Annotated in this window: 16 protein-coding genes; 11 read left to right on the top strand and 5 right to left on the bottom strand. The window is 52.4% G+C overall.

The genetic code is table 11. From position 1 onward, the window contains the following. Window positions 1–33 precede the first annotated feature (33 nt). The 6 genes from AB9F27_RS16340 (at window position 34) to AB9F27_RS16315 (ending at window position 7,198) form a co-directional block, all read left to right on the top strand. Window positions 34–1,242: an NAD(P)/FAD-dependent oxidoreductase gene (locus tag AB9F27_RS16340; protein ID WP_335585360.1), complete on the top strand. Its 1,209-nt coding sequence runs from the start codon at window positions 34–36 to the stop codon at window positions 1,240–1,242. Between the two features lie 76 nt (window positions 1,243–1,318). Then, window positions 1,319–2,185, top strand: a complete 867-nt coding sequence (locus tag AB9F27_RS16335; RefSeq protein ID WP_335585359.1) for a flagellar motor protein MotB — start codon at window positions 1,319–1,321, stop codon at window positions 2,183–2,185. A 113-nt stretch (window positions 2,186–2,298) separates the two neighbouring features. After that, window positions 2,299–3,603: a flagellar hook protein FlgE gene (locus AB9F27_RS16330; RefSeq protein WP_039002391.1), complete on the top strand. Its 1,305-nt coding sequence runs from the start codon at window positions 2,299–2,301 to the stop codon at window positions 3,601–3,603. A gap of 26 nt (window positions 3,604–3,629) precedes the next feature. After that, entirely contained in the window at window positions 3,630–5,078 is a 1,449-nt protein-coding gene (flgK, locus tag AB9F27_RS16325) for a flagellar hook-associated protein FlgK (RefSeq protein WP_335585358.1), read from the top strand. Window positions 5,079–5,081: 3 nt separating this feature from the next. Continuing rightward, window positions 5,082–6,092, top strand: coding sequence for a flagellin (locus AB9F27_RS16320; RefSeq protein WP_335585357.1), 1,011 nt, complete (start codon window positions 5,082–5,084; stop codon window positions 6,090–6,092). Next, the gene (locus AB9F27_RS16315) at window positions 6,089–7,198 is read left to right on the top strand and encodes a flagellar basal body P-ring protein FlgI (RefSeq protein WP_039002388.1); all 1,110 of its coding nucleotides are present in this window, start codon (window positions 6,089–6,091) and stop codon (window positions 7,196–7,198) included. Before AB9F27_RS16320 ends, AB9F27_RS16315 begins: the two co-directional genes overlap by 4 nt. 32 nt (window positions 7,199–7,230) lie before the next feature. On the opposite strand, the gene AB9F27_RS16310 is transcribed toward AB9F27_RS16315, so the two are convergent. Continuing rightward, window positions 7,231–8,148, bottom strand: a complete 918-nt coding sequence (locus tag AB9F27_RS16310; protein ID WP_335585356.1) for a lysophospholipid acyltransferase family protein — start codon at window positions 8,146–8,148, stop codon at window positions 7,231–7,233. A 153-nt stretch (window positions 8,149–8,301) separates the two neighbouring features. Here AB9F27_RS16310 and pseF point away from each other — a divergent pair, with 153 nt between their 5' ends. Genes pseF through pseI form a run of 3 tightly spaced genes read left to right on the top strand, consistent with a single transcriptional unit; the run spans window position 8,302 to window position 11,600 of the window. Beyond that, complete coding sequence (gene pseF / locus AB9F27_RS16305) at window positions 8,302–9,018, top strand: pseudaminic acid cytidylyltransferase (RefSeq protein WP_335585355.1); 717 nt, start codon at window positions 8,302–8,304, stop codon at window positions 9,016–9,018. Further along, window positions 8,996–10,561 (top strand): UDP-2,4-diacetamido-2,4,6-trideoxy-beta-L-altropyranose hydrolase, encoded by a 1,566-nt coding sequence (pseG, locus tag AB9F27_RS16300; RefSeq protein ID WP_335585354.1) that lies wholly within the window; start codon window positions 8,996–8,998, stop codon window positions 10,559–10,561. The genes pseF and pseG overlap by 23 nt, the downstream gene beginning before the upstream one ends. After that, on the top strand, window positions 10,551–11,600 hold the full coding sequence (pseI, locus tag AB9F27_RS16295) for a pseudaminic acid synthase (protein ID WP_335585353.1): 1,050 nt from the start codon (window positions 10,551–10,553) through the stop codon (window positions 11,598–11,600). Before pseG ends, pseI begins: the two co-directional genes overlap by 11 nt. Here pseI and AB9F27_RS16290 read toward each other — a convergent pair. From AB9F27_RS16290 to AB9F27_RS16275, 4 genes are all read right to left on the bottom strand, one after another. Continuing rightward, window positions 11,597–12,691 (bottom strand): hypothetical protein, encoded by a 1,095-nt coding sequence (locus tag AB9F27_RS16290; protein ID WP_335585352.1) that lies wholly within the window; start codon window positions 12,689–12,691, stop codon window positions 11,597–11,599. The two genes, pseI and AB9F27_RS16290, sit on opposite strands and share 4 nt — an antisense overlap. Continuing rightward, the gene (gene pseC / locus AB9F27_RS16285; protein ID WP_335585351.1) at window positions 12,681–13,829 is read right to left on the bottom strand and encodes a UDP-4-amino-4,6-dideoxy-N-acetyl-beta-L-altrosamine transaminase; all 1,149 of its coding nucleotides are present in this window, start codon (window positions 13,827–13,829) and stop codon (window positions 12,681–12,683) included. Before pseC ends, AB9F27_RS16290 begins: the two co-directional genes overlap by 11 nt. Further along, window positions 13,829–14,827 carry a UDP-N-acetylglucosamine 4,6-dehydratase (inverting) gene (gene pseB / locus AB9F27_RS16280; protein WP_335585350.1) on the bottom strand — a complete coding sequence of 333 codons (999 nt, stop codon included), beginning with the start codon at window positions 14,825–14,827 and terminating at the stop codon, window positions 13,829–13,831. Before pseB ends, pseC begins: the two co-directional genes overlap by 1 nt. Before the next feature lie 118 nt (window positions 14,828–14,945). Continuing rightward, window positions 14,946–15,992 (bottom strand): putative sugar O-methyltransferase, encoded by a 1,047-nt coding sequence (locus AB9F27_RS16275; RefSeq protein ID WP_335585349.1) that lies wholly within the window; start codon window positions 15,990–15,992, stop codon window positions 14,946–14,948. A gap of 222 nt (window positions 15,993–16,214) precedes the next feature. On the opposite strand from AB9F27_RS16275, the gene AB9F27_RS16270 reads away from it, so the two are divergent. Then, window positions 16,215–17,786: a caspase family protein gene (locus tag AB9F27_RS16270; protein WP_335585348.1), complete on the top strand. Its 1,572-nt coding sequence runs from the start codon at window positions 16,215–16,217 to the stop codon at window positions 17,784–17,786. Further along, window positions 17,756–18,463: a hypothetical protein gene (locus AB9F27_RS16265; RefSeq protein WP_335585347.1), complete on the top strand. Its 708-nt coding sequence runs from the start codon at window positions 17,756–17,758 to the stop codon at window positions 18,461–18,463. The genes AB9F27_RS16270 and AB9F27_RS16265 overlap by 31 nt, the downstream gene beginning before the upstream one ends. Window positions 18,464–18,469: the final 6 nt, after the last annotated feature.

Raw genomic sequence — 18,469 nt, 5'->3', positions numbered from 1 at the left:
TGCATTGAATGGGCAGCTGTGGTTCAGCAAGGTATGAGTGGCATTTCAAAATTCGATGTAATCGTCATGGGGGCGGGCGCTGCCGGCATGATGTGTGCGGCCCAGGCGGCGAGCACCGGCAAAACTGTCCTTATCCTTGACCACGCAAAAGCTGCGGGTGAGAAAATTCGGATATCCGGCGGGGGACGCTGCAATTTCACGAACCTCCATTGTGGCCCTCAGAATTTCATCTCGCAAAACCCCCATTTTGCCAAATCCGCCTTAAAACGCTACACACAGTGGGATTTCATTGAGTTAATTTCCACGCACAGCATTTCATGGCACGAAAAAACGCTTGGGCAGTTGTTTTGCGATGATACGGCGAAAGATATCATCGCGATGCTTTTGCGGATGATGAAAAAGGCGTCCGTGGAGCTTCGGCTTCAAACTTCGGTGACGTCGGTGCGCCACTCCGATGGCCTTTTTGATCTCGCCTTAAACGATGGAAGCACGCTCCAAGCCTCCTCCGTTGTCGTCGCTACTGGCGGAAAATCGATCCCAAAAATGGGAGCGACGGGCATCGGGTATCAAATTGCAGAGCAGTATGGCCATTCGATCATTGAAACACGCCCCGGCCTTGTGCCGCTAACGTTTGGTGAGGATACCAAACAGGATTTTAGCCCGCTTCCTGGTCTTTCAGTGCCCGCGCGCGTCACAGCAAATGGCACTGGCTTTAGTGAGGGCTTACTCTTCACACACCGTGGGTTATCCGGACCCTCCATCCTGCAAGCCAGCAGTTACTGGAATGAAAAAGACCCTATCCACGTGCATATCCTACCCGAACGGACACTTTTTGAAGACCTCCGAGCGTTGCGCAAGGAGCACGGGAAAAAGTCAATTTCCAACGTTCTGGCCATGGTGCTCCCCACTCGGCTTGCGGACTATTTTTCCGACCAAATGCGCCTGACGGGAAACCTAGCAGACCAAAGCGACGTGGATTTGCGAGCTATTGCGACCTATTTGTCCGCTTGGGAGCTTTTTCCAACGGGGACAGAGGGTTACCGCACGGCCGAAGTGACTCTGGGAGGGGTGAACACCGATCAGTTGAGCTCCAAAACAATGGAATCACGTTTAGTTCCTAGCCTTTATTTTATTGGAGAAGTGGTCGACGTCACTGGGTGGCTCGGCGGGTACAACTTCCAGTGGGCATGGTCGTCTGGTTGGGCTGCAGGATCTGCAATCGCAGCTCAAACCAAAAATTAGTTAGGATTTGAAGGGTTAACGCCACTTTCACACCCCTTTGATATCAAAAGGTTGGGTGAATATAAGAGGTGGTGACATGAGCGTTGTTGATAACAGCAAGCGTCCGATTATTATTAAACGCAAGAAGATTATTGCCGCGGGGCACCATGGCGGTGCGTGGAAAGTGGCCTACGCCGATTTCGTGACCGCTATGATGGCGTTTTTCCTTCTTATGTGGTTGCTGGGCGCCACAAACGAGAAGCAGCGCAAAGCGATTGCTGATTACTTCAATCCAACAATTACAATCAATAGGAACTCGGGTGGAGGTGGTAGCTTTTTTGGTGGGGATAGCCCCTTTCCCGAAGAAACTTTGGCACACAACGGTGTTGGTGCATCCAACCCATTGCCGGAAGAACTTCTAGAGCAAACAGGTAAGACTGACGGTGCAAATGGTGGCTTGGAATCTGAAGAGGAAAGCGCTGCGCGTGCCGCAGAGGAGGCAGATCTAGAGCAAGCTCAACAAATCTTACTAGGGGCTGGTGGCGAAAGCATCCTGCTGGACCAAGCGCTTACGCATGTTCTCACGCGGTTGACCGACGAAGGGTTGGTGATCGAAGTTTTTGATATTCCGGGGGAGCCGCTTTTCATCGAAGGAACGTCGCAACCAACTGAAATTACAATAGAAATAGCAGAGATGATGGTTCGTGTATTTAAGTTGGTGCGCAATGAGGTCGCCGTGAATGGACACACGCAAGCCGTCCCTATCGTCGCACTCACGGACAGTACTTGGAGTATTTCGACGGCGCGTGCCATGGCAATGCGCCAACTTTTGGAGCAGGAAGGATTGGAAGGAAAACGGGTTCAACGCGTTACGGGATTTGCATCTCGCAAAACCATTGACCCTGATCCAATGTCTTATCGAAACAATCGGCTTGAACTCATCCTGCTGCGATCAGATTTCTAAAACGCGGCGCAAAAACAAATTAGACCGCATTTTAATTGTTAGGGGGCCGTTAAGCATGCGCATGTAGATGTCGTTGTAGACCATTGGTCAGTGCAGCAGAAAGGCGCATTTACATGACGATATCATCTTCCCTAAGTGCCGGCGTAGCCGGGCTTAGCGCAAACGCAACCCGTTTGGCTACTATTTCAGATAACATCGCTAACTCTGGTACCTATGGGTACAAACGTGCGACTGCGGCTTTTCAATCCTTTGTTATTAATGGTGAGCCAGGCGCAGGCTCCTATTCCGCAGGGGGCGTTCGTGCTACCACAAGTCGTCTTATTGACGAGCGCGGCCCTCTCATTGCCACAAGCCATCCTCTAGATATTGCCGTTTCCGGACGCGGTATGTTGCCCGTAACTGCGGAGGTTTCTATATCTGCGACCGGCGACGACCCCATGATGATGACTACCACCGGGTCCTTTCGGACAGATGCAAATGGAGTTCTAAAAACAGAAACGGGCCTCGTTCTTTTGGGCTGGCCTGCAGATGCAGATGGCACAATTCCAACATTCGCTCGGGATACGACGTCCGGCCTCGAACCCGTCGTTATCAATGTGAACCAATCCGCCGGCGACCCTACTACCGCTCTCAATCTTGGTGTGAACCTTCCCGCGACAGAAACTGAGGCCGGTTCATCCGGCGAGACCTTGCCGCTGTCCGTAGAGTATTTTGGAAACTTGGGAACTTCGGAAACACTAGGTGTAACTTTCACGCCAACGGTACCGGGGAGTGGGTCCTCAAACGAATGGACAATGCTAATTACGGACTCGGCACAGGCTGGTGGGACGGTCGGGGAGTATACTCTGACTTTCGATGACAGTCGCGCAAATGGGGGTACGTTGCAATCCGTTGTTGCCGTTTCAGGTGGGGCATATAATGCGACCGATGGGACGCTGGACCTCGTAGTCGCGGGTGGCAATTTGGAAATGACCATTGGAACGCTTGGGGATCCAAACGGCTTGACCCAGCTTTCAGACAGTTTTGCGCCGACATCCATTACGAAAGACGGCTCACCAGTGGGCAACCTGACATCAGTGGAGATTGACGCCAATGGCTATATCAACGCGACCTACGATACAGGTTTCACCCGGACGATTTATCAGGTTCCCTTGGTTGACGTGGCAAACCCTAATGCTTTGACGTCCCTTAACAATCAAGCATTTCAAGTATCGCCAAACTCAGGTTCATTTTTCCTTTGGGATGCTGGCGACGGCCCAACCGGCGAGGTTTCCGGATTTGCGCGTGAGGGCTCAACTACAGATGTCGCAGGCGAGCTCACGAACTTGATCCAAACCCAACGAGCCTATTCTTCAAATGCGAAAGTCATCCAAACCGTCGACGAAATGTTGCAAGAGACGACTAACATTAAGCGATAGTCGGGGGAAATGAGTGAGGAAAAGCAATGAGTTTAACATCTTCATTTTCGAACGCTCTGAGTGGGCTTTCGGCTTCATCGCGAGCCGCACAAGTCGTTTCCTCAAACATTGCCAACTCCCTCACCGAGGGATACGCAACCCGCAGACTCGAGCTCTCTTCCCAGTCATTGGCTGGGAATGGGGCTGGGGTGCAAATCGAAGGCATATTTCGAAATGTTGACTCCGGCCTCATTTCTGATCGTCGGGTGGCGCAAGCGGAATTGGGAAACGCTTCTGTATTAAGCGAGTTCCTTGGCGAACTAGAGCGGACAATTGGCATTCCTGAGGACGCGGGCTCCCTAAATCAGGAAATCAGTGCCCTTGAAACCGCACTCATCGAGGCCTCTAGCCGGCCGGATTCCACGCCGCGATTAAATGCCGTCTTGATTGCGGCAAATGATGTGACGCAAAAATTCAAAACCGTGTCTGATGACATACAGAACATGCGAATGTCCGCAGACCATGAAATTGGTGCGCAGGTGGCGTTTCTCAATGATAGTTTACAAAAGATTGAAGAGCTAAACGACCACATTCTTGCGCAAACATCTTCTGGTCATGATGCCACCGGTTTGATGGATCAACGGCAGGCCATGATTGACCAGATTGCCGAAATTGTTCCATTAAAAGAGGTGGCACGCGACAGGAACACAGTTGCTCTTTTCACCACAGGTGGCGCAGTGCTCCTTGACGGCCGTGCTGGTGAGTTTCAGTTCGCTGGCGTCAGCACGATCGTTCCACAAATGACTCTCGAATCAGGGGCGCTCTCGGGGATTTCGCTCAACGGGTACCCGATTGATACGACCGCCGAACGAAACAGCATTAATGGCGGCTCCCTCGCTTCTTTGTTCGAAGTCCGGGATGAAATCGCCCTTCAGGCACAATCCGATCTCGACGCCATTGCACGCAATCTTGTAGAGAGATTTTCCGACCCCGCTGTAGACAACACCAGTGCAGGAGGTCTCTTCACCGATTCTGGGGCAGCCTTTAACCCCTTGAATGAGTCTGCACTTTCCACTCGTTTGGCGCTAACAGCATCTGTTGACCCAGCCCAAGGGGGCGAAGTGTGGCGCTTAAGAGATGGTCTTGGGGCGGCGACTGCAGGTGAGGTTGGTGATGCGTCAAAGCTTCAAGCCATGATTGATGCCCTGCGCTCCCCAATCGCACCAGCTTCGGGCAGTTTCGCGTCTTCAGCTCGCTCATTGAATGATCTGTCGGCTGATTTTCTTTCGTCCATTGGGGTGCAAAGACAGTCGCGTGAAAGTGACGTTAGTTTTGCAGCCACAAAAACAACCGCGCTGCAATCGCAGGAGAAGGCATATGGAGTCGACTCCGATCAGGAAATGCAAAAACTTCTTCTTGTTGAGCGCAGTTATGCCGCGAATGCCAAGGTTATTCAGTCGATTGACCAAATGCTTGACTTATTGATGGGGCTTTAAAATATGATGTTTTCCTCATTTGGTGACCAAGCGCGCACTTTCATGCTTAGCCGTCAGAACGCACAGCTCAAGACAGAAATGGATAGGCTCTCCCTTGAGCTTTCTAGCGGAAGAGTCGCCGACACCTCCAAGGCTGTTCGCGGGGATTTTACTGGTTTAAGTGAAATTGAAGAAGCGGCGGCTTCCCTGGGCGCGTATAAAACCGCGAATTCGGAAGCGGCATTATTCGTGGAAAATGCGCAGTCAGTTCTTGGCTTCATTCAAGGGTTAACTGGTGAGGCGGCGCCAGCGCTCCTTATGGCCTCAAATACCAACAACAATGAACTCGTTGACGCCACCACCTCCGATACCAAACAGAAATTCGAGTCTGTAGTTTCCGCTCTAAATACTCAAACAACAGGCCGAGCACTATTTTCCGGAAGGGCGACTGACACAGCCGCTCTTGCTTCCGTGGACGATATGCTCGCGGATTTAACACCACTTCTTGCAACCGAAACAACGGCGGCAGGGGCGCTTGCAGTTATTGATTCTTGGTTTGACGACGCGGGTGGGGGGTTCGAGACAATTGGGTATACGGGCTCACAGACCACGCTCTCGCCATTTAAGATTGGTCCGGGGCGAGAAGCACATTTTGAAATTACAGCAGCCGATCCCGGAATTCGGGGTGTATTGAAAGGTCTTGCTATCGCGGCTCTCATTTCCGAGGGGACTATGAGTGCCTTCGCCTCCGAAAGGCAAATCCTCCTTCAAAGTGCTGGCGAGGCCCTTTTGTCAAATGAGAACGAAATATCAGGCTTGAGAGCAGCAACGGGCACTGCCGAAGCCCATATCGACGAAATGCGCGTTCAGAACGAAACAGAAATACACGCGTTGGATTTGGCGCGCACGAGAGTACTGGGAGCCGATCCCTACACTGCAGCGACGGAACTTGAAGCTGTGCAAATTCAACTCGAGACGCTTTACACAGTAACTGCGCGACTATCGCGCCTAAATCTAGTGGACTTTTTAAGATGATCAGAAGAATTCTGGCACTTTTTACTATCCTACTGGTGAGTTCAACCGGCCTCACCCATGCATCACCCGTCAGGATTAAAGATCTGGTTGAGTTTGATGGCGTCCGAAGTAACGACCTTGTTGGTTATGGATTAGTTGTTGGCCTAGATGGTACCGGCGACGGACTAAGAAACGCGCCCTTTACAGAAGAAATTATGTCAAACATCCTCGAGAGGCTTGGGGTAAATGTAACCGGTGAACAATTCCGACCTAAGAATGTTGCCGGTGTATTTGTAACAGCCACCCTCCCGCCGTTTGCAAGAGCGGGCAGTATGATTGACGTAACTGTTTCCACAATGGGCGACGCAAAGAGCCTCGCTGGTGGCACGCTTGTTATGACACCGTTGAACGCCGCAGACGGTGAAATCTACGTGGTCAGTCAGGGCTCGATTATTGCTGGAGGGGCTTTCGCAGAAGGAGAGTCAGCGAGCATAACGCGGGGCGTACCTACTTCAGGTACAATTCCAGCTGGAGGGCGGGTTGAACGCGAAATTGATTTTAACTTTGCTGCCATCAAACAAATGCGGCTTGCACTTCGGACGCCGGACTTTACAACTGCCGAGCGGATTGAGAGGGCGATTAATAGGGAATTCGGTCGCAGGGTCGCGTTAATGCTGGATGCAGGAACCGTGCAAATTGATATTCCTGCCACTAAAATGGCCTCCGCAGCTCATGCAATTGGGCGCATAGAAAACGTTGATGTGGAGCCACAAAGAAAAGCCCGCGTTGTGGTCGACCAGCGATCTGGCACGATCGTTATGGGCGAGGATGTTAGAATTAGCAGAGTTGCCGTGTCACAGGGGAACCTAACCATTCGCATTCAGGAAGAACCTCTCGTTGCGCAACCAAACCCGTTTTCAGATGGGCGGGAAGTCGTTGTTCCCCGTACAAATATTGATGTACGACAGGATCCAATAACAGGATTAGCCGAAGTGTCGGGTGGAACCTCTCTCTCGGAAGTCGTTCAAGGGTTGAACGCCTTAGGAGTTTCTTCGCGGGATCTTATAGATATTCTAAAAACAATTAAGGCTGCCGGTGCCCTGCATGCGGAGTTCATTGTGAATTAAATCAATCACGGAACAGCAAACAGCTGAATGCCCTACTCCAGCGAACCTGCGGCTTTCCATCGGCGATGAATCCACAACCATTGATCCATGTTTTCCCGAACCCTTTTCTCAAGACTATCATTTAGAGCCTGTGTCATCTCTTCGGCACTTCCAATCGGGACAGGTTCTTCAAGTTCAATTCGAAAATTCAACCCGTCTTCTTGGCGGATCGCGTAACAGGGTATTAAAACAGCGTTGTATTTTAGGGCCAACTGCGCAGCAGAAAGCGCGGTTTGCGCAGGTTGCCCGAAAAAAGTGAGCGGTGCACCTTGTCCCATATGCTGGTCAATCAAGATCGCCAGAGTTCCCCCAGAGCGCAAGAACTTAACCATCTGCGCCATTCCGCGGCGCCCACGCTGAAAGAGCGGCTGCCCGATTTTGGAAATGGTCGACACATAGTAATCATTAAAGAACACGTTTTTCATGGGACGATAGAGACCCCCAACATCAAAACCCTGGTCAATCATTTTCGCGCGAACAACATCGTAATTCCCAAAATGCCCCGAAACAAGAATCGCGGATTGCTTTGATGCGCGCGCCTTTTCAAGAGCTTCAAGTCCTGGTCCATTGAGTGTTGTTTTCCGCGCAATTTCCAAAAACTCGCTCGGAGAAAACAACTCGGTCATCGTGCGCCCAAAATTTTCTGGCACAGCACGAGTTAAACGCTCTTTTTCGACGGGATCAATATTAGGGAGCACAAGATCAAGATTTACGCGGATTCGGCGCCGGTATCCAGCGACAGGGGCGACAATATGTTTAAAAAACCAGCCACCAACTCGAATTCTCAACGGATAGGGCACGAGGTGCAACACCGCCAAAATGATCCGAATAAACCAGAACAACAGACGATCCCGAAACGGGCCATCTGGCTTTGGATCAGCCGTGGTTTCGTGTAGGTTCTCTTGCGACATGGGGCGATCACTTCTTTTTCTTTCAACGCTATATACCTGAAACATCCGACGTTCCAAGGCAATTGAGCGCCCGCGTTCTGTACCTTGTTCCGTGAAACAGGATATGATCTATTGCTGTCAACGACTTGAGATCAAAGCCAAAGGAAGTTCGCAGTGCACGAAAAAGCCATAGCAATTCTTCCTGCGCGGGGTGGATCAAAGCGCATTCCGCGGAAAAACATTCTTGATTTCCATGGGAAACCAGCAATCGGATGGCCAATTCAGGCTGCCCAACAGAGTGCATGTTTTGACCGAGTTATTGTTACGACGGACGATGCCGAAATCGCCCGAGTCTCTCAAACTCATGGGGCCGAAGTTCCCTTTTTGCGGGACTCCACATTGGCTGACGATTTCACGGGAACGACGGATGTGATCCGTGACGCGGTGGAAAAACTGAACCTCCCGCCAAAAACCCTTGTATGCTGCATATACCCGACGGCACTCTTTCTTTCGGGAGACGACCTTGCCCGAGGAAAAGACCAATTGACCGAGGATGTTGACTGGGTTTTGTCTCTTGGCGAGTATGCCACGCCGATTGACCGCGCATATACAATGATCGATGCAACAGAGCGAGTCGCAGCAAGGCACCCCGAAAAAATGCCCATGCGTTCCCAAGATTTGGAACCCGCGTACTTTGACGCGGGGCAGTTCTATTGGGCCCGAGCAGAAACTTGGCTCGATAAAAACGCGCGCGTTTGGGACGGAGCAGCTTCGGTGATTTTGCCGCCGGAACGGTGTATCGACATAGACACGCCTACAGATTGGCGTCGCGCCGAGCATCAGTTTGCCCTTTTGGAAATGGAGAAAAATGCGTCTTCTCATCCGGACTGACGGCGATACGATCATTGGTGGCGGTCATGTCATGCGGTGCCTAACATTGGCGAACGAGGCGACGGAGCGCGGGCACCACGTTGAATTTGTTATGGCTGCAAGGCTCAATACCATGTCACAACGGGTTCGGGATTCTGGCTTCAAGGTCCACGATATCAGTCCAAGTTCACCTCCCCCCCATGACCCGGCGGGCCCTGCCCACAGCAATTGGCTGGCGACTTCATGGCAAGAGGACGCAAGGGCGACGGCTGAGGCCGCCCAGAAACTCGGCCCCGACTGGATCATTTGGGATCACTATGGGCTGGATGCACGCTGGACCCACGAAGTTCGAAGCGCGACTTATACAGCGCAATTCATGGCGATCGACGATTTGGATGACCGCGCGTTAGGGTCCGAGCGTGTTCTTGATCAAACTCGAATGTCAGAAACGGCGCGCCTCAATCCCGCCGATGCCACACTTACAGGTGCCAGTTTTGCCCTTCTTAGACCCGAATTCGCTGCATTGCGCCCCACGGCCCTCGCCGGCCGAAATGATACCGTCACACGCATCCTTATTGCGCCGGGTATGGTCGACGGCTCTGGATTGGCCCCCCTCGCACTGCGAGCGCTCGCCGCATTTCCTGATATCGAAGTCGAAGTCGTTATGGGATCTTCAAGCCAAACCGTAATCGAGGTCGAAACTCTTTTGGCGACACGTCCAAAGGCGACGCTCGCTTTGGATGCCGACAACATGGCCGAGCGCATGGCGCGGGCCGATTTATGTATCGGAGCGGGAGGCATGACGAGCTGGGAGCGTTGCTGTCTCGGCCTTCCCGCTATGGCCATTTGTACCGCGGACAACCAGAAAGCCGTGCTCGACGCCCTTGATCGCGCGGGGGCCGTGACTGCGCTTTCCTTGGAGCAAGCCCGCAATCCCAACATATTACACCACGCCCTCATCCGGACAATTTCCAAGTGCCGAAATATGTCGAAAGCAGCCGCTGGATTGTGTGACGGCTTGGGGGCTGGACGCGTGATGGACGTACTTGAAGCAAAGCTGAGGCCAATGGAATTGGGCGATACCCAAACGTTATACGACTGGCGAAACCAATCGCATATTCGTGCTGCCAGCCTCGACACGGATGAACTTGTTTGGAGCAATCACGAAAGCTGGATGCGGAAAACCTTGCGCGGAAACGAAGGTCTGTGGATGATCTATAGCGAAGGCTCGCGCGATTTAGGACACGTGAATGCGCAAATCGTGGCCGGAAAAACCTGGTCGTGGGGGTTTTATGTGGGCGCGGAAAATGCGCCACGCGGTGCCGGACTACGTATGTTGGCGACCTTCCTGAAGGTCCTGTTTGACCGGCGGGATGTTACCGCGCTTGAAGCAAAAGTCCGCGTTGAAAACACACGTTCAATTGCCTTGCACAAGCGGTTCGGATTTCGTCAAATAGGCGTCGATGATCCTCAAGTCCTTGCGTTCCGACTTGACCGATGCGATGTGAAATTGGCCGCGGGTATCTGGCAGCCAGTCAAAGGAGAAAACAGCGATGCACCCTAAATTTTCAATCGCAGGACGGTCCATTGGAACGGAGCATTCTCCTTATATCATTGCCGAATTGTCAGGCAATCATAACGGCGACCTTGATCGCGCATTGGCGTTGGTGGATGCTGCAGCGACAACCGGCGCGGACGCCGTAAAGCTGCAAACCTACACGGCCGACACGATTACCATTGACGTTGATCGCCCCGAGTTTCGCATTTCAGGTGGGCTTTGGGATGGTCGCAGCCTGCATGAATTGTATCAGGAGGCCAGCACCCCTTGGGACTGGCATGAAGCCCTTTTCGCCCGCGCGAAGTCCTATAATTTACACTGTTTTTCTTCGCCTTTTGATCCCACCGCCGTTGATTTCCTCGCTGGATTTAATGTTCCCGCCTACAAAATTGCGTCCTTCGAGCTCGTGGATACACCGCTCATTCGCAAGGTCGCTACCCAAGGAAAACCAATGATCATGTCCACTGGCGTGGCCAATTACGCCGAAATTGAAGACGCATTAGGCGCCGCCCGTGAGGGTGGGGCCACCGAAATTTGCCTCCTGCATTGCATCTCGGCCTACCCTGCCAAACCAGAGGAAATGCGCCTCGGCACCATTGAAGCCTTGGCAAAAGCCTTTGGCGTGACGGTTGGCCTTTCCGACCACACGTTGGGATCAGCGGTCGCTGTGGCCTCGATTGCACGGGGAGCGACCGTCATCGAAAAGCACATGACCCTCGCGCGCGCCGACGGCGGACCAGATGCGGACTTCTCGCTTGAGCCAGACGAGTTTACGCAATTGGTCGCCGACTGCCGCATGGCGCACGCAGCATTGGGCGAACCACGTTTTGATCGTGCAGGCGTTGGCGGTACAAACGCGACCTTCCGGCGATCGCTTTATATTGTTGAAGACGTTGCGGAAGGCGCAGTTTTGACGGATGAAAACCTAAGATCAATCCGCCCTGGTTTGGGCCTCGCGCCCAAACACCTGCCCAGCGCCCTTGGCAAAACGGCAAATCGCACTCTTAAACGGGGTGAACCTTTGGCTTGGGATATGTTTTCTTAACCAGCCTGCACATCAAACATGTGGCTTTCGATCGCTTCGGCGGCGCGGTCCAAATTGGCATCAAACGCGCCAAACCGCGCCCGAATTAAATCATAAACGGGATCGGGCTCCGACAGGGAGTTCACGAAATTCTCCAGCGTTTCCGCGTCCGAAATCTGTTGCAACTCGGAAAAAATTTCCACGTCTTCGGCAAAAACGGCAGCAGGTTTCCCGGAATAGATACAATCCAGCACAGTCGTTGAAGTCGGCGAAATCATCGCGTCGCACAGGTCAATCGCGTCGTGAATGGACGCCTTAGCCAAGGGGCCTGAATAGTAGTGTGAGAACAGTACATTCGGATGCTTCTGCGCGAGGGCTTTGTCATGACTACGGTGGTTTTTACGCACTTTTCCACGGTGTGACCGAATGATGATCCCCATATCCGGATGGTTCGTGAGAATGGAATCCATCAGGTTGTAAAAATGCGAAATATGGTCACCAGAATAGCGCCCTTTGCCCCAACGGAAGGATTGGCACACCAACAACCGTTTGGGATATCGAGCGACCCAGTCGTTGACTTCAGGACCCCATGCATTTGAAGGCAAGATGTTTTTCTTCGTAAATCCAACAACCTGAACGCGCTCCGCACTTGCAGGCTCAAACAGGCTTCTGTTTTTTCCAAGGGGTTCCCAAAACAAAAGGCGCTGCGAATAATACGCCATAGGCCCATCCGTAAGAGGCCCGTTCACACCCAATTGATAGGCGCCGTGTTGTAGGAAAATGCTCTGTTGTCCGTTGGTGCGAATATGCGTGCCGCGTTGTTTGCGAGTGGTCGAATCCCAGTTTGGATCGGCAATCGTAAGAACCGCATCGGCTTTGTTGATGTCGCTTTTATAAAAGAGTTTCATCCGCCATTTGGACGCCGGTTCGGGCATGAAACCTTCGCTGTTGAAGGCTTGTGTAAGACGCTTTTCTTTGCGCAACAGTTTCGAGTAAACGAAAGCGCGCACATCAACGTTGCCGCGCTTATGCAGGCGCGCGAGAACCGGATAAGTGCTCTCTACATCCGGCATTCCGTTGAGATACGCCAACAGGACGGGTTTATGAGACATTCAATGCCGCCGAGAGGCTCGAGACGACTTGGTCCTGATCTTGATCGCTTAGACCGAAATACAACGGGATGCTGATCGCGCGCTTATAGTAGGCCTCTGCGTTGGGATAGTCGCCCCAGTTGAACCCACGGTTGCGCCAATACGGTTGCGTATGGACCGGAATATAATGCACATTTACACCAATCCCCGCCGCCCGCAACGCCGCAAAAACCTCCGCCCGATTGTCCACCTGAATAGGGTAGAGATGGAACGCAGAATAAGCATCAGACGATTGGGCTGGGCAGGTCAGCGGGAGGTCCGCCAGAAGCCTGTCATAGCGCGTTGCCAGTTGATTACGACGTTCCACAAATTCCGCAAGGCGGGTCATTTGCGAACAACCCAACGCGGCCTGCAACTCGGTCATGCGATAGTTGTATCCCAAGGCAACCTGCTCATACGCCCACGGGCCATCAAGCTCTTCACCGGTCAATGAAGCCGGATCGCGCGTTACACCATGCGAGCGATAAAGCTCCATACGCCGTGCAAGTTCTGGGTCTTGGGTGGTCGCCAGCCCGCCCTCTGCGGTGGTCACAATTTTTACGGGGTGAAAGGAAAACACGGTGATATCACTATGCGTGCAATCGCCCACGGGTTGGCCTTTGTACGCGGCGCCAATGGCGTGGGATGCGTCTTCGATAATGCGCACACCATATTGTTTGGCAAGCGCCCCAATCCGGTCCATCGCTGGGCTTTGCCCCGCAAAATGCACAGGAATCAAGACCTTAGGCAAAGTTCCAGCACGTTCCGCCGCAGCCAGTTTGTCGGCAAGGGCGTCGGGACACATCATGTAGGTTTGCGGATCCGTATCCACAAACGAAACATCTGCACCGCAATATAGCCCCACATTTGCCGAGGCGACAAAGGTGTTCGGAACGGTCCACAACCAATCGCCGCGCCCAAGGTCCAACGCCATACAGGCAATATGCAACGCTGACGTCGCCGAATTCACCGCGACGCCAAAAGCCGCGTTGCAGGAACTGGCAACCGCTGCTTCAAAGGCTGGAACGGCGGGGCCTTGCGTGAGGTAATCTGATCGCAAAACCCTTACGACCGCTTCAATATCCTCATCCGAAATCTCTTGGCGGCCATATGGGATCATTAGAATTTACCGATTTTACCACTGTTCGCGGCAATCCATTCCTGAAGCTCCGCAACGCCCATCCATTCAGAATTTCCGTCCGAAGTATACTCAAAATCTTCAGCAACTTTCTTGCCATCTTTAATCCGATATGGGTCTTTTGACCAATTGTGAATCGCAGGAATGATTTTGAAATATTTGTCATATTCATAGGTGTGGGGCGCATCTTCGACACCGATCATCTGCTCGTGCAATTTCTCGCCGGGGCGGATACCGATGGTCTCTTGTTTTGCTCCGGGAACAACCGCCGATGCAATATCGAGGATGTTCATGGACGGAATTTTGCGCACGTAAGTTTCGCCGCCAACCATATCCTCAAACGCGTGCCAAACCAGATCAACGCCCTCTTCAAGGGAAATCATGAAGCGAGTCATCCGTGGATCGGTGATCGGCAGCGACCCTTTTTCTTTGAGGCTATCGAAAAACGGAATAACCGACCCGCGCGAGCCCATAACATTACCGTAACGCACCACAGAAAAGCGGCATTTATCAGCGCCAGAATAGGAATTCCCCGCAACAAACAGCTTGTCGGACGCCAATTTCGTCGCGCCATAAAGGTTCACGGGGCTCGAGGCCTTATCCGTGCTCAAGGCAACACAGCGCTTCACGCCTTTGTCGATACAGGCGTCGATCACATTCATCGCGCCATTGATGTTGGTTTTGACACATTCAAATGGGTTATATTCCGCGATTGGCACAATTTTTGTGGCCGCCGCATGGACCACGAAGTCCACATCATCCAGCGCGCGCATCAAGCGGTCACGGTCGCGGACATCGCCAATGAAAAACCGCACACGTGGGTCATCGCCATAGATTTTGGCCATTTCCCATTGTTTCATCTCGTCACGCGAATAAATGATAATTCGCTTAGGATTGTATTTTTCAAGCGTCATAGGAACGAAATGCGATCCAAAAGAGCCAGTTCCGCCAGTCAGGAGAATTGTAGAGCCGGTCAGCATATTTTGTCCCTTATGAGGTTGTTGATTGCTCGTTTTACTTAGGTGAGCGTTAGAAGTTTTTAAACCTCGCGCAAGTCGATGTCCACAACAAGCGTTTCACGTAATCAAGGCGCGCGATTTAGGATTTAGGACTGCGTTCTAAAACGATGACTTCGGACTGGTATTTCCCATCCTCAGATAGGGCGCCATGAACAAAACTATCGCGGGCCAAGACGTCAAAACCATCAAATTTCTCGACGATGAAGCCAGTTGTGACCTGCTCAAGAACCCCGATATCCCCACTCTTTTCGGCGACTTTTTTGCCGATCGCATGATTGCGGACCAATACGTTTCGCGCGATCAGTGGCTTAATGATCGATATGTAATTGGCCACCACGTCAGGTTCCATTTCCTGAAACGACATGAAATTCGCAAAGAGGTCAAACTGTCCTTTGAGCTTTGGCAATTGCCACGGACACAGGACCACGGCGCTATACTTACCTTTCAGGTCCTCAAGATCAATTTCATCCATCAAGCGGCTCTGGGAATAATCCAACACACGATCCGCCCCAAAAACCTGTTGTAGGTACCACGTCGAAACGGCCGCAACGGGCGGGATGTCGACATTGACATAAATTCCATTGGATTGGGCCTTGAGGAATATCTCGCCAAGCGTGCCAAATCCGCCGCCAATTTCCAAACAGCTTGCAAAATCCGAGGTGTCGACTTCGCGCTTCAAAAGGTTGAGAGCGCGCATGTAATTGAGCATGGGATAACTATAGGCCCGCCCATCAAATTCAAAACGTTCACCGTCAACATCGGTGCTTTCACTCACCTTATCCAGATCCAAACCGCCCGATCGCTCACTGGCGCGGTACAAGCGATAATCCGCGCGGGCGCGATCAGAATGCGTGAGTCTCGTGGCCCAGCGCTTGCGTTTTCGCGGTGGCAGCTTGGCCAAAATCGGGTCCAGAATGTGGCGCCAGCGACCATAGGTATTGGACGCATAGACCGGAACGTAAAAGAAGCGCGCAGAGGGATGGGTACGGAAACTGGAAATCCCAAATTCCTGAATATCGTCTACAATTTTCTTGAGGCCACTGTTCCAAAAGTTCGTCGGTTTAAACTCTTGCGGGGCGGACTCCATATCGGTCAACATATCGTCAAGAACTGAAGTTTTCGCCATCATCGTGGTCCTTTAATCAATTGGAACCTCCCCAGTAAACCCAGAGAATTTTAGGCATTTATGCAGGCTAGAGGACTGTTTGCAACCGCTCTCTTGTCTTGGCAATTCAAGTCGCACCCATCGCAATCCATACTATTTACGGATATGAGAACATATACTTACACCTATGGTGTGGCTAACATGGGGTTGAAAATCGCCAATTTGAATTTTGAAAGACCGTAAATGCGCATTATTATTGCACTCCTTATCTCAATACTGGCAATCACACCTTCGGTTGCCCTCGCGGATGGTCGCGTGGCCCTTTTGATCGGCAATTCAGACTATAGCCGCCCAGATCTTGCGCTTCCAAACCCCAAGAATGACGTTATCGCGCTGGCCGAGTCCCTCAGAAGTTTGGGCTTTTCCGTGACTGAAGTTATCGACCAAAGCTCGCAGGGCATGCAAGTGTCGTTGTCTGCCTTTCAAGCTGAGGCGGCTTCCTCAGAGATCGCGTTGTTTTTCTATGCAGGGCATGGCGTTCAGATTGGAGGCCAAAACTACCTAATCGGCACGGATATCGACACAATCAATGAAGAAGACCTACGCCGCGCATCGATGACATTGACCCAAGTGCGCGACGTCTTTGAGGCCGCAGCGCCAGACATTGGGATGCTCATTTTGGACGCATGCCGCAACAACCCGTTCGCCGATGCAGGGCAGGTGGAAAAAGGATTGGTGCGCACCAAAGGGGGCGCGGGTTTGCTCATCGCCTATGCCACTGATCCCGGAAATGTTGCCTTTGATGGCACGGGCGCAAACAGTGTGTTTACCTCTGCTCTTCTGAAAAACTTGGCGACCCCCGGACTTGAGGCGCGATTAATGTTGGGTCGGGTGCGCCAACAAGTGGTTCTTGAGACGCAGGGCCAACAGGTGCCGTGGGTGGAGGAAGCCGTACTGGGCGAGCATTATTTCGTTCCAGCAAGTATTGATGCGACCCCGAAGGACCCAAATACGCTCGAATTCGCCGAATGGCGCAGAATCTCCAGCAGCACAAATCCTGCCGAATTCAGCGCATATTTGGAGCAGTTCCCCGATGGCCTGTTTGCGGATTTTGCCCGCGACCGCGTGGCGATGTTGCAAAAAAGCCAGACAATTTCTGGCAACAGCCAAGACCTTCTCGCCTCTGCCGATATTGAACAAGTGAGTGCCGCGCTGGCCGCATTGGGGTTCTACGCGTCCAATGACACCGCGCAAGCGGGCACAACCCGCAATCTAAATGCCGACATCGAAGTCGCAATGAATGCCTATCGTTCGCAATTGGCCCTCCCCAATGACGCGAGCCTTGAACAGTTATTCACCGACGCAGGCCAAGGCTCAATGTTTCTTGCCGCCACAACCCTGCAACGCATGCGCACCGATATCGTTGCCCTGCGCAGCGTTGATCGCACCCGTGTCATCGCCCAAACTGCGCTTGTGCAAATCACAGAAATTGCCCTGACCAACCCCGATGCCCTCCCCATTTTGGAAATTGCCAAAAAAGATATGCAAGCCATTGAGGACTCTCGTGATACGATTTTACAAAGGCTTGATCAAAGTCGCACATATTACGACGAAATCCTCAATCGGGCCGTACTCTTTATGCCCAAAGGGGCGACGGTCGCCCTCATTGGCGGCGAAGAGCGCTCCCGCGATATGGGGCTAAATAACCAACGACTATTCAACGACGCAAATTTATTTTTGAAACATATTTCTGACGCGAATGAATCACAAAAAGGAAGTTACGCATGGCTCGTAGACGTTATTTCAGAGGGCTAACACTCCTTACAACCGTGGCTTCGCTTGCCCTTGTCGCCTGCGGCCCGACGCAAACCAGTCCTAAAAAGATGGCCATTGCGCCAACGACAACCGTCTCAGCAAGTTCCGCGGAAAAGCAACTTCAACGGCAAGCCACCGCGATGCAAAAAACCATCCTAGAAGGTGCGGTCGCAGGGGCTCTCCTCGCAGGGGCTTTGAGCTCGAACAGAAGGGGTGCGATTTCAATCGGCCCTGCCATTGGCTTTGGCATGGTCATCGGCGGATCGGCGGGAACCTACGTCGCGTTTCTTCAGAAACAGTACAGCAACAATGAGCAACGCCTCGACGCTGTGAAGTCTGATATCGACGCGAATTCCGCCGAAATTCAACAAACAATAAATGTCATGCGGGAAGTTCTGGCCGTTCAGGAAGCGGAGCTTAAATCCGTGCGCGCGCGGGTAAATAGTGGCGCATCGCCGGAAGCTTTGTACGCCGAACTCGCCGATGCCAATGCGAACTTGCTCAATATGCAGTTGGCTATTGAAGGGGCGGACCGACGTCAAGCCGAGTTAGGTCAGGTTCGTGGCCTTGTGTTGGCCAACAATAACACATCCTTAATCGACCCCGACCTCGCCGCCTTGGCGCAACAAATTACGTCGATGAAAGCCATCGCCAATGATCTAGAAAACCAGTTGTAGGGGCAA

This window comes from Falsihalocynthiibacter sp. CO-5D18 (genome assembly GCF_041205445.1).
Taxonomy (GTDB): domain Bacteria; phylum Pseudomonadota; class Alphaproteobacteria; order Rhodobacterales; family Rhodobacteraceae; genus Falsihalocynthiibacter; species Falsihalocynthiibacter arcticus.
The sequence above is the reverse complement of the archived record's forward strand: the minus strand, read 5'-3'. Positions and strand labels throughout refer to the sequence as shown.

Excerpts from the sequence above, each read along its gene's own strand:
- pseI (WP_335585353.1), top strand. The coding sequence starts at position 10,551 with ATGCACCCTAAATTTTCAATCGCAGGACGGTCCATTGGAACGGAGCAT.
- AB9F27_RS16270 (WP_335585348.1), top strand. The coding sequence starts at position 16,215 with ATGCGCATTATTATTGCACTCCTTATCTCAATACTGGCAATCACACCT.
- AB9F27_RS16335 (WP_335585359.1), top strand. The coding sequence starts at position 1,319 with ATGAGCGTTGTTGATAACAGCAAGCGTCCGATTATTATTAAACGCAAG.
- pseG (WP_335585354.1), top strand. The coding sequence starts at position 8,996 with ATGCGTCTTCTCATCCGGACTGACGGCGATACGATCATTGGTGGCGGT.
- AB9F27_RS16275 (WP_335585349.1), bottom strand. The coding sequence starts at position 15,992 with ATGGCGAAAACTTCAGTTCTTGACGATATGTTGACCGATATGGAGTCC.
- AB9F27_RS16340 (WP_335585360.1), top strand. The coding sequence starts at position 34 with ATGAGTGGCATTTCAAAATTCGATGTAATCGTCATGGGGGCGGGCGCT.
- pseC (WP_335585351.1), bottom strand. The coding sequence starts at position 13,829 with ATGATCCCATATGGCCGCCAAGAGATTTCGGATGAGGATATTGAAGCG.
- AB9F27_RS16290 (WP_335585352.1), bottom strand. The coding sequence starts at position 12,691 with ATGTCTCATAAACCCGTCCTGTTGGCGTATCTCAACGGAATGCCGGAT.
- AB9F27_RS16315 (WP_039002388.1), top strand. The coding sequence starts at position 6,089 with ATGATCAGAAGAATTCTGGCACTTTTTACTATCCTACTGGTGAGTTCA.
- AB9F27_RS16330 (WP_039002391.1), top strand. The coding sequence starts at position 2,299 with ATGACGATATCATCTTCCCTAAGTGCCGGCGTAGCCGGGCTTAGCGCA.
- flgK (WP_335585358.1), top strand. The coding sequence starts at position 3,630 with ATGAGTTTAACATCTTCATTTTCGAACGCTCTGAGTGGGCTTTCGGCT.
- AB9F27_RS16310 (WP_335585356.1), bottom strand. The coding sequence starts at position 8,148 with ATGTCGCAAGAGAACCTACACGAAACCACGGCTGATCCAAAGCCAGAT.
- AB9F27_RS16320 (WP_335585357.1), top strand. The coding sequence starts at position 5,082 with ATGATGTTTTCCTCATTTGGTGACCAAGCGCGCACTTTCATGCTTAGC.
- AB9F27_RS16265 (WP_335585347.1), top strand. The coding sequence starts at position 17,756 with ATGGCTCGTAGACGTTATTTCAGAGGGCTAACACTCCTTACAACCGTG.
- pseB (WP_335585350.1), bottom strand. The coding sequence starts at position 14,827 with ATGCTGACCGGCTCTACAATTCTCCTGACTGGCGGAACTGGCTCTTTT.